The sequence below is a fragment of the Cupriavidus yeoncheonensis genome (genome assembly GCF_905397275.1).
GTDB lineage: Bacteria > Pseudomonadota > Gammaproteobacteria > Burkholderiales > Burkholderiaceae > Cupriavidus > Cupriavidus yeoncheonensis.
This window is the reverse complement of the sequence record NZ_CAJPUY010000014.1, coordinates 175,161-187,637: the sequence shown is the minus strand read 5'-3', so window position 1 is coordinate 187,637 and position 12,477 is coordinate 175,161. Positions and strand designations below refer to the sequence as shown.

Below are 12,477 nucleotides of genomic sequence, written 5' to 3'. Positions count from 1 at the left end.
TCAACCCACTCGTAGGGCAAATGCTGCCCGAGCCGACCAAAGTCGGATGGTTGCTGGGCTTCGAGTAGATAGTTGAGGTGAGCGGATAGCACGGCGCCGCAAAGTTAACATGCGGCTCACGGTTTACAACTGCTTCTGCGGCTAACAACGAAAAATGCCGTTCAGCGCTTAACTGAACGGCATTACCCGGCGGGCCCTTTCTTTACATCGAAGCTGAAACGGATCAGCCGGCGAAGTTCTTGCTGGCGAAGTCCCAGTTCACGACGTTCCAGAATGCCTCGACGTACTTCGGACGGGCATTGCGGTAGTCGATGTAGTAGGCGTGTTCCCACACGTCGCAGGTCAGCAGCGGCTTGGCGTCGGTGGTCAGCGGGGTGGCGGCGTTCGAGGTGGACACCAGATCCAGCGAGCCGTCGGCCTTCTTGACCAGCCAGGCCCAGCCCGAACCGAAGGTGCCGACAGCGGTCTTGGTGAACTCTTCCTTGAACTTGTCGAACGAGCCCCACTTGGCGTTGATGGCGTCGGCCAGGGCGCCGGTCGGCTGGCCGCCGCCGTTGGGCTTCATCGATTCCCAGTAGAAGGTGTGGTTCCACACCTGGGCGGCGTTGTTGAAGATGCCGCCGGACGACTTCTTGGTGATCTCTTCCAGGGTCGAGTTCTCGAACTCGGTGCCCTTGATGAGGTTGTTCAGGTTGGTGACGTAGGTCTGGTGATGCTTGTCATGGTGGAACTCCAGCGTCTCCTTGGAGATGTGCGGAGCCAGGGCATCATGTGCGTACGGCAGCGGGGGGAGCTTGTGTTCCATTGTTCTGTCTCTGTGGGTTGGGGTTGTGGTCGGGGAATTGCCGATTGTAGGAGACTTGCTAGACCCACGCAAACCGCGGCGCAAAGCCCCCTGAGGTCATGTTAGTTTGTCCGCGCCGGGGCGGCCGGAGTTCAGAATCCGCCCAGTTTGGCCTGTACGGCGGCAATGGCAAGGTCCGCCACGCCTTCGGCCAGGTGGGCCTCCACCACGCTGCCGGCACGCAGTTCGGCCGGCGAACGCAGCGCGCGTCCGCGCGGGTCGAGCAGCACGGCGTAGCCGCGTTCCAGCGTGCGTTGCGGTGCCAGGAGCTCAAGCGCGCCCGCGACGCGTGCCAGGCGCTGCGCTTGCCGCTCCTGCTGGCGGGCCGCTGCGGCCTGCATGCGCTGCGACAGCCGCCCGACGTCGGCGCTGGCCGCGGCCGTGTCGGGCCGGCAGGCGGTCCAGCGCATGGCCAGCAACTGCTGACGGTGGCGCTGCGCCACCACGGTCTCCCGCAATGCCGAACGCAAGTGTCGCGCCAGATTGTCGACACGCGCGCGCCGCTCCTGGAGTTGCGCTTGCGGGCTGCGCAGCCGGCGCGCGAGCCAGTCCAGATGCTGCGCGCGCCGGTCCAGTTCGCGACGCATCGACTGCACCAGGCCCTCGCTGGCCCGGCGGGTCAGCGCCAGCAGGTGCCCGCGGTCCGGGCTGACCAGTTCGGCCGCGCCGGTGGGCGTGGGCGCGCGCACGTCGGCCACGAAATCGGCAATGGTGAAATCCGTTTCATGGCCCACGCCCGAGATGACCGGCACCGCGCTGCGCGCAATGGCATGCGCCACCACCTCTTCGTTGAAGGACCACAGGTCTTCGATACTGCCGCCGCCACGGCACAGGATGATCACGTCGCATTCGCGCCGGGCGCTGGCCTGGTCGAGCATGTCGGCAATCTTCTGCGCGGCGCCGGCGCCCTGCACCGGCACCGGATAGACCGTCACCGGCACATGCGGCGCGCGCCGGCGCAGCGTGGTCAGCACATCGCGCAGCGCGGCCGCCTGCAATGAAGTGATGATGCCGATCGCGCGCGGATGCGCCGGGACCGGCCGCTTGCGCTCCGGCGCGAACAACCCGGCCTGCGCCAGTTTTTCCTTCAGGCGCAGGAATGCCTCGTAAAGATTGCCAAGGCCGGCACGGCGCATGGCCTCCACGCCCAGCTGCAGGTCGCCGCGCGCTTCGTACAGCGTGACCACGGCGCGCACTTCCACCGCCTCGCCTTCGCGTGGCGTGAAGTCGACATGCTGGTTGCGCCCGCGGAACATCACGCAGCGAATCTGCGCACGCGCGTCCTTGAGCGAAAAGTACCAGTGACCGCTGGCCGCCCGCGTGAAGTTGGAGATTTCGCCCCGTACCCAGGTCAGCGGAAAACCACGCTCGAGCATGGTCGCGATCGCATGGTTCAGCTCGCCGACGGGGATCGCTTCGCGCGGGTTTCGGGCGGGCGGAGTGGGCAATTCACGCGAAAAGTTCTGCGGCTCTGGCATGGGGCGTCGCCGTGCATGCGGCGTGCGTTGGACATGTCCACAGCATAACGGCTATGTCAAGAGGGTGGTGATATTGTCACAGGCCCCTGCCGGAGTCCGCATGAGTAGGTACAACCCTTTGATTCTTATGAATTTTCGGACTGCAATAAAACTTAGGCAATGTAACCAATTTCCTTACGCGTCAATCACTTACGGGGTGCGTCCGGGGCTTGTTCACAAAGTTATCCACAGGAACTCTGCATAAAAGAGAGCTATTCGGCGCAAATGAGGAAGAGTGCAGCGTTCGCCTCCTGCCCCGCTGCGATGTCCTCGCCTCCCTTCGGAGAGATGAATCGCAGGGGCCACACGCCGGTTTCGCCCCCTCCGAGCGGTGCTCCTGCCTATTTTGCAGGCAATGACCGACGACTCCAAATGAATCAAGGAGTTAAGATCGATCTCCAAGGGTTGTCCACAACCCGTCCACAATGCTCTCCTAGTTGCGTGTGGAAAAAGACTGACATTAGCCGGGGCTTCGGCAGCGGACGTTGCGAGCATGCTGGGGGCCACATTGCCCGTTTTTTAGGCAGGGAAGCATCTAGTTATTGAAATCAATGACTTAGCGCGCTTCTCAGAACTATTTCCACAGGCCGTCCACAATCCTGTCCCTTAGCCATGTGGAAAGCAGCGGGTATACCCCGTCCGATGCGCGCGAAAGGCTATCCACAGCCGAATAGAGGCTGTGAGACCCCATCTGCACAAAAAACAGGCAGGACACCCTTTACCCTTACGGATCAATGCCTTAGGGTGCTTGTCCGGCCGCTTTCCACAATCCATCCACAATCCTGTCCCGCCTGGCTGTGGAAAGTGTGCGTCACCGCACCGATGCGCGGCCGAGACACCCTTTGACAGCGTCTTGCCGCGCGCCATGGCGCGGGTTAGAGTGCTGCCTGATTTTCGGAGCAGTGCCGCTGCGTGCAGAGCCTCGGTGTGCGCGTATCCAAGGCCTGCCATATAAAGCCGGTCGTTGTCTTGTGGTGTTTGGTTGTCGTTCTGGTTGTCGATTCGGGGGTCCAATTGTTTTCGATCATTCAAGCGGCCGGCTGGCCGATCTGGCCGCTGCTGCTCGCTTCGGTTCTTGCGCTGGCTCTGGTCGTCGAGCGCTTCCTCACCCTCAAGCGCAGCAAGGTACTTCCCGCCCGCCTCTACGAAGAGGCGCTCTCCGCCGCGCAGCAACGCCGCGCCACGCCGGAGGTGGTCAATACGCTGGAACAGAGTTCGCCGCTGGGCCGCGTGCTCGCGGCCGGCCTGCGCCACGTCGTCCTGCAGCCGCATACCTCGCGCGACGCCGCCAAGGAAGTCGTGGAAGAAGCCGGGCGCGTGGTCGCCCATGAGCTGGAGCGCTACCTGAACGCGCTGGGCACCATCGCTTCGGTCGCTCCGCTGATGGGGCTGCTTGGCACCGTGATCGGCATGATCGAGATCTTCGGCAGCCAGGGCGGCACCGGCGCCAATCCCGAGCAGCTCGCGCACGGTATTTCGGTGGCGCTGTACAACACCGCCTTCGGCCTGATCGTGGCGATTCCGGCACTGATCTTCTGGCGCTATTTCCGCCGCCGCGTGGACGACTACGTGGCCGAACTGGAATTCCGCGCCACGGCGTTCCTGGACGCCATCCTGCCGCAGCGGCGCGGCTGAGCGCGCCATGCGATTCCGTTCCCGCCAGCGGCGTGAAGAGCCGGAAATCAACCTGATTCCGCTCATCGACGTACTGCTCGTGATCCTGATCTTCCTGATGATCACGACCACCTACTCGCGCTACACCGAGCTGCAGATCCAGCTCCCGACCGCCGATGCCGAGCGTGCGCAACAGCGCCCGCAGGAGATCGTCGTGTCGGTGTCTTCGCGCGGCATCTATTCCGTCAACAAGCAGGTGCTGGAGCAGAAGGACGTGACCACCCTGGCCGACCAGCTGCGCGCCGCGGCCGGTCCGGCCACGGGCGGGCAGCCGCCGGTGGTCATCGTCAACGCCGATGCCCAAGCCACGCACCAGGCCGTCGTCAACGTGATGGAAGCCGCGCGCCTGGCCGGGCTGTCGCGCCTGACCTTCGCCACGCAGAGCGCCCAGCCGCGCTGACCCCGCAAGCCATCGGGCCCGGGCAGGACATGGCGCCCGGGGTTGCCGCATGCGCAGGGCAATGCCCATAATGTGCGCGTCCGGCTGGCCGCAGCGCCAGCCAACCAACCCTTCGCCCTGCCCTCCCATGTCCGTTCCGCGCCATGCCCTTGCCGATTTCGTGACCACCCAGTGGCAGCGCCGGGGCTGGTTCGCGTGGGTAATGCTGCCGTTCTCGCTGCTGTTCGGCCTGATCGCGCGCGTGCGCCGCTACGGCTACCTTCACGGCTGGTTCAAATCCACCCGGCTGCCGATGCCCGTGATCGTGGTCGGCAACGTGACCGTGGGCGGCACCGGCAAGACGCCGGCCGTGATCGCGCTGGCGCAGGCGCTGACCGAGGCCGGCCTGCGCCCCGGCGTGGTGTCGCGCGGCTACGGGGTCACGCTCGCGCATCCGCGCCGGGTCAAGCCGACGTCGAAGGCATCGGACGTCGGCGACGAACCGCTGCTGATCGCGCGCGCCGCCGACGTGCCGGTCTGGGTGTTCCCTGACCGCGCGCTATGCGCGCAGGCCATGCTGGTGTCGCACCCCGGCGTCAACGTGCTGCTGCTCGACGACGGCCTCCAGCACTACCGCCTGCAACGCGACTTCGAAATCGTGATGTTCGACGCCCGCATGGGCGGCAACGGCCTGCTGCTGCCCGCCGGCCCGCTGCGCGAGCCGCTTTCGCGCCCGCGCGACGCCACGCTGATCAACGACCCGAACTTCCGCGCCACCCCCGACCGGCCCGATGTCTATGGCATGCGCCTGGAACTGGACGAAGCGTGGCAGCTCAACGACCCGACCATGGCGCGGCCGGTCAGTGCGTTTGCCGGGCGCCGCGTGCTGGCCGCGGCCGGCATCGGCAACCCGGAGCGCTTCTTCGCGAGCCTGCGCGGCGCCGGCCTGAGCCCGAAGACGCTGCCGCTGCCCGACCACTACGATTTCGCCGTCGACCCGTTTGCCGGCAACCCCGACGCGCTCGACGCCGACGTCATCCTGATCACCGAGAAGGATGCCGTAAAATGCGAGCGATTCGACGACCCGCGCATCTGGGTCGTCCCCACCACGCCCGTGATCGACGCGGGCCTGATCGACAAGATTCGCCGCGCCGTGCAGGCGCGCGTCCCGGCCGCGGCGGCACCCGCATCGGGCGGCGCCAACGGCCTCAACAAGGAACACCAAGATGGACAACCGGCTGCTTGAAATCCTGGTCTGCCCGCTGTGCAAGGGCAAGCTGGAATACGACCGCGCCGCGCAGGAACTGATCTGCCACGCCGACAAGCTGGCCTACCCGATCCGCGACGGCATTCCCGTCATGCTGGCCGACGAGGCCCGCCAGTCGGTGCCGGGCCGGGCGATCGATCCGGCCGCGCCGCGGGCGGACTGAGGCCCGCGCCATGAGCATCCCGGCCTTCCTCGTCGTCATCCCCGCGCGGCTCGCGTCCACGCGGCTGCCGGACAAGCCGCTGGCCGATATCGGCGGACGGCCGATGATCGTGCGCGTGGCCGAACGCGCGCATGCCTCGTCCGCGCAGCGCACCGTGGTCGCCACCGATGCACCCGCAGTGGCACAAGCCTGCGCCGCGCACGGGATCGACGCCGTGCTGACGCGCGCCGACCACCCGTCGGGCACGGACCGCCTGGCCGAAGTGGCGGCACAGCTTGCGCTGCCCGACGACGCCATCGTCGTCAACGTGCAGGGCGACGAGCCGCTGATCGATCCGCAACTGATCGACGATGTCGCGCTGCACCTGGCCCATCATCCCGACTGCGCCGTCGCGACCGCCGCCCATCCGCTGCACGACATCGCCGAGGTCTTCAACCCGAACGTGGTCAAGGTGGTGTGCGATGCCGCCGGCCGTGCGCTGTACTTCTCGCGCGCGCCGATTCCGTGGTCGCGCGACGACTGGGCCGGCGTGCCCGCGGTGCCCGCCTCGGTCGCGCAGGTGCCGCTGCCGCCCATGCCGGTCCTGCGCCATATCGGCCTGTATGCGTACCGCGCCGGCTTCCTGCGCCGCTTCCCGACCCTGGCGGCGGCGCCGCTGGAGCAGACCGAGGCGCTCGAGCAACTGCGCGCGATGTGGCATGGAGAGCGCATCGCGGTGCTCGAAACGGTCGCCGCGCCGGCCCCCGGCGTCGACACGCCGGCCGATCTGGATCGCGTGCGCGCGCTGTGGGCCCAGGGCATGGCGCAGGAAGGTCCCTGAGCACTTTGTTGCGCGGCGGCGGCCTTTGCGTTGGGGTTCATACACTTGCAACAGGAATCGGCCCGATTTCGGGCCGGATTCTCTGCGCCTCGTGGCATAATGCCTGACGATACAGAGCCGTCGGGATGGCGCACCAGAATGCGCCGGCCGGCCAAGGCTCGATGGGGAGATAAGATTGAGCCCGTCTGGTGACCCGCGCCGCGTTCCCCGCAGCGCCGCACCGGCCGACCACGTGACCTGATCCAAGCGCGCGCAGTAAGTCCTGCGTCAAGTTACGGCGTTACCCTCGTTCTCGTCTCCCGCCACACCAGATTCAAAACTCTGAGGACCCGTAAATGCGTTTGATCCTGTTGGGCGCGCCTGGCGCCGGCAAAGGCACGCAAGCCAAGTTCATCTGCGAGAAGTTCGGCATTCCGCAAATCTCCACGGGCGACATGCTGCGCGCCGCAGTGAAGGCCGGCACGCCGCTGGGCGTGGAAGCCAAGAAGGTCATGGATGCGGGCGGACTGGTGTCGGATGACATCATCATCGGCCTGGTCAAGGACCGCCTGAAGGAAGCCGACTGCAAGAACGGCTACCTGTTCGACGGCTTCCCGCGCACCATTCCGCAGGCCGAGGCCATGAAGGAAGCCGGTGTCGCGATCGACTACGTCCTGGAAATCGACGTGCCGTTCGACGCCATCATCGAGCGCATGAGCGGTCGCCGCGTGCACGTGGCATCGGGCCGTACCTATCACGTCAAGTACAACCCGCCCAAGGCGGAAGGCGTCGACGACGAGACCGGCGAAGCGCTGATCCAGCGCGACGACGACAAGGAAGACACCGTGCGCAAGCGCCTGGAGGTCTACTCGCAGCAAACCCGCCCGCTGGTGGACTACTACTCGGACTGGGCCGCCAAGGGCGACAGCACCGCCAAGGTGGCACCGCCGAAGTACCGCAAGATCGCGGGCGTGGGCGACGTCGACAGCATCACCGCGCGCGCGTTCGAGGCACTCAAGTAAGCTTCGGGCACCGCCGACCCAAAAAAAGCGACCTCCGGGTCGCTTTTTTTGTTTCTTCGCCATGCATGACTTTCCCTCTTGCCAGCCACCCATGGCTCCGTACAATAGCGCGAGAGTTGACGTTTACGTAAACGGCAGTCGCCACCGCGACTGGTCATAGAGGAGACAGCAGATGGACATCCAGGGCAATGTATTCATCGTCACGGGCGGCGCGTCGGGCCTGGGCGCCGGCACCGCGCGCATGATTGCCGAGGCCGGCGGCAAGGTCGTCATTGCCGACCTGAACGAGGCTGCGGGCAACGCGCTCGCGCAGGAACTGGGCGGCGCTTTCGTCAAGTGCGACGTGGCGTCCGAAATCGATGGCCAGGCCGTCGTCGCCGCCGCGCAGTCGCTGGGCCGCGTGGCGGGACTGGTCAACTGCGCCGGCATCGCCGTTGCCAGCAAGACCGTAGGCAAGAACGGCCCGCATCCGCTCGATGCCTTCGACAAGACCATCCGCGTCAACCTGGTCGGCACCTTCAACATGATCCGGCTGGCGGCCGCAGCCATGGTGCAGAACATGCCCGATGCCGAAGGTGAGCGCGGCGTCATCATCAACACCGCCTCGGTGGCGGCGTTCGATGGCCAGATCGGGCAAGCCGCCTATGCGGCCTCGAAGGGCGGCGTGGTCGGCATGACCCTGGCCATCGCGCGCGACCTGTCGCGTGACGGCGTGCGCTGCATGACGATCGCCCCCGGCCTGTTCGAGACGCCGATGCTGCTGGGCATGCCGCCGGAAGTCCAGGACGCACTCGGCAAGATGGTGCCGTTCCCGCCGCGCCTCGGCCGCCCGGCCGAGTACGCCAAGCTGGCCAAGGCCATCATCGGCAACACTATGCTCAATGGTGAAGTGATCCGCCTCGACGGCGCGATCCGGATGCAGCCCAAGTAAGAGCCCAAGTAAGCGGCTGCTCTCCCCCTGCCGCTGCGGGCCTCAGGCCGGCAGCAGCATCACCAGCATCAACCCCGGCGCTGCCGCCGGCCATAGCGTAAGCTGCGCGAACTGCAGCGCGCCGAGCGCCGGATGGTGGAAGCCGCGGTGCCCGCCCTCCCGGTCTTCCACGTCCTGCGACAGCCAGGCGGCGCCAAAGGCCGGGCTTTCCGCCATCAATCCCTCGATCAGCGCGCGCATCGGCGCATCGTCCGCGTGGCGGATGCTATGCGCGCGGAATTCCGCCACCAGGCGCCCGGCCCGGTGGGGCCAGTCGTCGACTAGCGCCTGCAGGGGCGCGGACAGGAACATTGCACGCAGCAGGTTGCGCTCAGGGCTGTCGGCATCGAGCCAGCCGACGAACAGCCGCGCCGCCGCCTCGTTCCACGCCAGCGCGTTCCACTGGCGATCCAGCAGGTAGGCCGGGCCGTTGATGGCATGTACGCTGGCCATGACAGCCGATGGCACCGCTTCGCTGCCGGCCGGCTGTGCATCGCGCCGCCCGGCCAGTTCGAACAGGTAGGCCCGTTCGGCGCGGGACAGGCGCAGCGCGGTGGCCAGGCTCGCCAGCGCGCGGGCCGACAGCGCGACCGGGCGGCCCTGCTCCAGCCATGTCACCCACGTGGCACTCAGCCCGGCAAGCTGGGCCACCTCCTCGCGGCGCAGGCCGGGCGTGCGCCGGCGCCGGCCGGGGGGCAGGCCCACGTCGTCCGGCGCCAGGCGTTCGCGGTGCGCGCGCAGGAATGCGCCGAGCACCGCTTCGCGCGTGACCAGCGCGGCCGCCCCCGGATCCGGCGGATTGTCAGGCTGTGCAAAGGTATCTGAGATAGATTCGGCCATAGGCTGGTGCGTCTTATACCAGGATAAAACGGTGACTTGTACCGGGAAAACGGTCGTCCTACAGTAGTCCGGACCCGCACTGCGGGCAAGTCCCCAGAACCGTCAGAAGACCGGCATGCAGCCGGTTCAGGAGCCAGCCATGCAACAACAGGAACTCGTCGCCGCCCAGTTCGGTGCCACCGCCAGCGCCTACCTCACCAGCGCCGTCCACGCGCAAGGGGCGGACCTGGAACAGCTCAGGCAGGAGCTGGCGGACCTGATCCCGGCCGACAAGCGCGCCTCCAGCACGGTGCTGGACCTGGGCTGCGGCGCTGGGCACGCCAGCTTCGCCGCCGCGACCGTGGCTGGCACGGTCACGGCCTATGACCTGTCCCTGGAAATGCTCGATGTCGTAGCGGGCGCCGCGCGCGACCGCGGGCTCGCCAACATCGTTACCCGCCAGGGCGCCGCGGAAACGCTCCCGTTCGAAGACGGCACCTTCTGCGCCGTGGTGTCGCGCATGAGCGCCCACCACTGGCGCAATGTGCCGGCGGCGTTGCGCGAAATGCGCCGCGTGCTCAAGCCCGGTGGCAAGGTCGTGCTGATCGATATCGCCGGCGCCGAGGATCCCTTGCGCGACACGTGGCTGCAATCGGTCGAGTTGCTGCGCGATCCGTCGCACGTGCGCGACTACACCGGCCCGGCCTGGCGCGCGATGTTCGAGTCGGCAGGCTTCGCGGCCGATGAAATCGGCGTCTCGCCGGCCTGGCGCATCGGCATCGAGTTCGAAAGCTGGGTCACGCGCATGCGCACCGCGCCGGTGGCGGTCGAAGCCATCCGCCACCTGTGGCAGCTCGCGCCCGCCGAAGTACGCGAGCACTATCGCGTGCAGGTGGACGGCAGCTTCGACCTGGAAGCGGTCATGGTCACCGCCCGGGCACGCTGAGACCGCTGAAGCCGCTCAGGCGGCCTCCGGCTCCGGCCCGGCCGCGGTGATGCTGAGATTGCGGACCAGTGACCATACCGCCGCGGCGGCCGGCGACAGCGAGCGATCCGCGCGCCGGACCATGACGATGCGGCGCTCTTCGCGCGGCACCAGTGGCCGCCATACCAGTGGCGACGCCGCCGGCAGCGGCAGCGAGTAAGTCGGCAACACCGAGGCGCCGATGCCCGCCTCCACCATGCCGAACACGCTCGCCGAGTGGCCCATTTCCTGAACCACCCGTGGCACGATGCCGTGGCGCCCGAACACGCGATCGATCAGCGGCCGGCTGCCAGAGGCGAAGTCCAGCAGCACCAGTCGCATGCCGTCCAACGCCGCCCACGGGACCGTCTTCTGCTGCGCGAGCGGATGGTCGCGCCGGCACACAAAGCAGAACGGATCCGTCACCAGCGGCTCGATGGTCAGCCCGTCATGCGCCAGCGGGTCGATCAGCACGCCGAAATCCACGCCGCCGACGCGCACCTGCTCAAGGCCATCCGCCTGCACGTTGTCGCGCACGGTCAGGCGGATTTCCGGGTATTGCGCCGCGCACGCGGACACATACATCGGCATCAGCCGCGCCGAGATCGTCGGGGCCCCGGCTATCACCACGCGGCCACGATAGTGCTCGCCGAGCTGACGGGTGTCTTCGAGCGTGTCGTCGAGCTGGCCCAGCAGTCGTTCAAGGGCGGGCGCGAGCGCATGACCAGCCGGGGTCAGCACGACCTCGCGCGTGGTGCGATCCAGCAGCCGCACGCCAAGTGATTCTTCAAGCTCCGCGACGCCGCGGCTGACAGCGGACTGGGTCAGGCCGACAGCGTCCGCCGCCCGGCTGAAACCGCCCTTTTCCGCCACGGCCAGGAACACCCGCAACTGCCGGACTGTGTAATTCATGCAACGACGAGATAAATGAATGCAATAAATGAATTTGCATTCTAGACTCGGGTGTCGTCCAATACTAGGCTAAACCCTTAGAAGTCTTAGAAGTCCAGCATGCTTTCCAAGCTCAAGAAACTCTACGACCTGATCGACGGCTTCGTCCTGATCATGCTGACGGCCATCGGCATTGCCCTGCTCGCACCCGAGTTCGGCAGCAGCCGCGGCCCGCTGCACCTTGGCACCGTCACCAGCCTGGGCGTGGCACTCGTCTTCTTCCTGCACGGCGCGGCCTTGTCGCGTGACAAGCTCGTGGCGGGCGCCCGGCACTGGCGCCTGCACGTGTTCGTGCAGGCGTTCACCTACGTCGTGTTCCCGGTGGTCGGCCTGCTGCTGATGCTGTCGCTGCGCAACTCGCTGCCGCCGGACCTGCTGCTCGGCGTGTTCTATCTTTGCGCGCTGCCGTCCACGGTATCGTCGTCGGTGGCCATGACGTCGATGGCGCGCGGCAACGTGCCCGGCGCGATCTTCAACGCCACCATCTCGGGCCTGATCGGCATGGCGGTCACGCCGCTGCTGATGGGTCTGGTGATCAGCGCCAGCGGCGCGTCGATGCCGCTGGGCAAGGCACTCACGGGCGTGGCGCTGCAGCTGTTGCTGCCGTTCGCGCTGGGGCAGCTGCTGCGCCCGCTGATCGCCAACTGGCTGGCAAAGAAGAAGCACATCACCAACAAGATCGACCGCGGCGTGATCGTGCTGATCGTCTACTCGTCGTTCTGCGACGCGACCGCCCAGGGCCTGTGGCACCACTACCAGTGGCAGACCATCGCCGCGGTGATGGGGCTGGCCGCCGTGCTGCTGTTCGTCGTGCTGGGCACGACCACGTTCGTTGCGCGCCGCCTGCACTTCAGCGTCGAAGACGAGATCACGGCTGTGTTCTGCGGCTCCAAGAAGAGCCTGGCCAACGGCATTCCCATGGCCAACATCCTGTTTGCCGGACATCCGGCGCTGGGGCTGCTGGTGTTGCCGCTGATGGTCTATCACCAGTTGCAGCTCATCGTGTGCTCGGTGATTGCCGCGCGGTATGCGGATCGCGATGCGCTGGTCGAGGACAGGGCCGCGGCACGCGCCTGACCTTCACCGCATGGATAAAAAAACGGGGGAC

General features: G+C 66.8%; 13 protein-coding genes. 9 read left to right on the top strand and 4 right to left on the bottom strand.

What is annotated here, in order from left to right:
* Positions 1–223: 223 nt before the first annotated feature.
* Together sodB and xseA are read right to left on the bottom strand one after the other, a co-directional pair.
* Positions 224–805, bottom strand: a complete 582-nt coding sequence (gene sodB, locus KHO22_RS20195) for a superoxide dismutase [Fe] (protein ID WP_211948942.1) — start codon at positions 803–805, stop codon at positions 224–226.
* 131 nt (positions 806–936) lie between these two features.
* On the bottom strand, positions 937–2,322 hold the full coding sequence (gene xseA, locus KHO22_RS20190; RefSeq protein ID WP_211948941.1) for an exodeoxyribonuclease VII large subunit: 1,386 nt from the start codon (positions 2,320–2,322) through the stop codon (positions 937–939).
* A gap of 1,053 nt (positions 2,323–3,375) precedes the next feature.
* Here xseA and KHO22_RS20185 point away from each other — a divergent pair.
* The 7 genes from KHO22_RS20185 (at position 3,376) to KHO22_RS20155 (ending at position 8,596) form a co-directional block, all read left to right on the top strand.
* On the top strand, positions 3,376–3,996 hold the full coding sequence (locus KHO22_RS20185; RefSeq protein ID WP_211948940.1) for a MotA/TolQ/ExbB proton channel family protein: 621 nt from the start codon (positions 3,376–3,378) through the stop codon (positions 3,994–3,996).
* 7 nt (positions 3,997–4,003) lie between these two features.
* A complete protein-coding gene (locus KHO22_RS20180; protein WP_211948939.1) occupies positions 4,004–4,435 on the top strand; it encodes an ExbD/TolR family protein in 432 nt (143 codons plus the stop codon).
* A gap of 127 nt (positions 4,436–4,562) precedes the next feature.
* On the top strand, positions 4,563–5,660 hold the full coding sequence (gene lpxK, locus KHO22_RS20175) for a tetraacyldisaccharide 4'-kinase (protein WP_211948938.1): 1,098 nt from the start codon (positions 4,563–4,565) through the stop codon (positions 5,658–5,660).
* Entirely contained in the window at positions 5,641–5,844 is a 204-nt protein-coding gene (locus KHO22_RS20170; protein ID WP_211948937.1) for a Trm112 family protein, read from the top strand. Before lpxK ends, KHO22_RS20170 begins: the two co-directional genes overlap by 20 nt.
* A 10-nt stretch (positions 5,845–5,854) precedes the next feature.
* Complete coding sequence (kdsB, locus tag KHO22_RS20165) at positions 5,855–6,664, top strand: 3-deoxy-manno-octulosonate cytidylyltransferase (protein ID WP_211948936.1); 810 nt, start codon at positions 5,855–5,857, stop codon at positions 6,662–6,664.
* A 335-nt stretch (positions 6,665–6,999) separates the two neighbouring features.
* Entirely contained in the window at positions 7,000–7,665 is a 666-nt protein-coding gene (gene adk / locus KHO22_RS20160) for an adenylate kinase (protein WP_211948935.1), read from the top strand.
* A 172-nt stretch (positions 7,666–7,837) separates the two neighbouring features.
* Entirely contained in the window at positions 7,838–8,596 is a 759-nt protein-coding gene (locus KHO22_RS20155) for a 3-hydroxyacyl-CoA dehydrogenase (protein WP_211948934.1), read from the top strand.
* A gap of 42 nt (positions 8,597–8,638) precedes the next feature.
* Here the strand turns inward: KHO22_RS20155 and KHO22_RS20150 are convergent, their stop codons facing one another.
* A complete protein-coding gene (locus tag KHO22_RS20150; protein WP_230426939.1) occupies positions 8,639–9,475 on the bottom strand; it encodes a helix-turn-helix transcriptional regulator in 837 nt (278 codons plus the stop codon).
* A 139-nt stretch (positions 9,476–9,614) separates the two neighbouring features.
* Between KHO22_RS20150 and KHO22_RS20145 the strand changes: the two genes are divergently transcribed.
* Positions 9,615–10,400: a class I SAM-dependent methyltransferase gene (locus tag KHO22_RS20145; RefSeq protein ID WP_211948933.1), complete on the top strand. Its 786-nt coding sequence runs from the start codon at positions 9,615–9,617 to the stop codon at positions 10,398–10,400.
* 15 nt (positions 10,401–10,415) lie between these two features.
* Here KHO22_RS20145 and KHO22_RS20140 read toward each other — a convergent pair whose 3' ends face one another.
* Complete coding sequence (locus KHO22_RS20140; RefSeq protein ID WP_211948932.1) at positions 10,416–11,330, bottom strand: LysR family transcriptional regulator; 915 nt, start codon at positions 11,328–11,330, stop codon at positions 10,416–10,418.
* A 99-nt stretch (positions 11,331–11,429) separates the two neighbouring features.
* Here KHO22_RS20140 and KHO22_RS20135 point away from each other — a divergent pair, with 99 nt between their 5' ends.
* Positions 11,430–12,446 (top strand): bile acid:sodium symporter family protein, encoded by a 1,017-nt coding sequence (locus KHO22_RS20135; protein WP_211948931.1) that lies wholly within the window; start codon positions 11,430–11,432, stop codon positions 12,444–12,446.
* Positions 12,447–12,477 lie beyond the last annotated feature (31 nt).

Coding starts and splice junctions, on each gene's coding strand:
- KHO22_RS20140 (WP_211948932.1), bottom strand. CDS start 11,330: ATGAATTACACAGTCCGGCAGTTGCGGGTGTTCCTGGCCGTGGCGGAA.
- KHO22_RS20145 (WP_211948933.1), top strand. CDS start 9,615: ATGCAACAACAGGAACTCGTCGCCGCCCAGTTCGGTGCCACCGCCAGC.
- xseA (WP_211948941.1), bottom strand. CDS start 2,322: ATGCCAGAGCCGCAGAACTTTTCGCGTGAATTGCCCACTCCGCCCGCC.
- sodB (WP_211948942.1), bottom strand. CDS start 805: ATGGAACACAAGCTCCCCCCGCTGCCGTACGCACATGATGCCCTGGCT.
- KHO22_RS20135 (WP_211948931.1), top strand. CDS start 11,430: ATGCTTTCCAAGCTCAAGAAACTCTACGACCTGATCGACGGCTTCGTC.
- KHO22_RS20180 (WP_211948939.1), top strand. CDS start 4,004: ATGCGATTCCGTTCCCGCCAGCGGCGTGAAGAGCCGGAAATCAACCTG.
- kdsB (WP_211948936.1), top strand. CDS start 5,855: ATGAGCATCCCGGCCTTCCTCGTCGTCATCCCCGCGCGGCTCGCGTCC.
- adk (WP_211948935.1), top strand. CDS start 7,000: ATGCGTTTGATCCTGTTGGGCGCGCCTGGCGCCGGCAAAGGCACGCAA.
- lpxK (WP_211948938.1), top strand. CDS start 4,563: ATGTCCGTTCCGCGCCATGCCCTTGCCGATTTCGTGACCACCCAGTGG.
- KHO22_RS20150 (WP_230426939.1), bottom strand. CDS start 9,475: ATGGCCGAATCTATCTCAGATACCTTTGCACAGCCTGACAATCCGCCG.
- KHO22_RS20155 (WP_211948934.1), top strand. CDS start 7,838: ATGGACATCCAGGGCAATGTATTCATCGTCACGGGCGGCGCGTCGGGC.
- KHO22_RS20170 (WP_211948937.1), top strand. CDS start 5,641: ATGGACAACCGGCTGCTTGAAATCCTGGTCTGCCCGCTGTGCAAGGGC.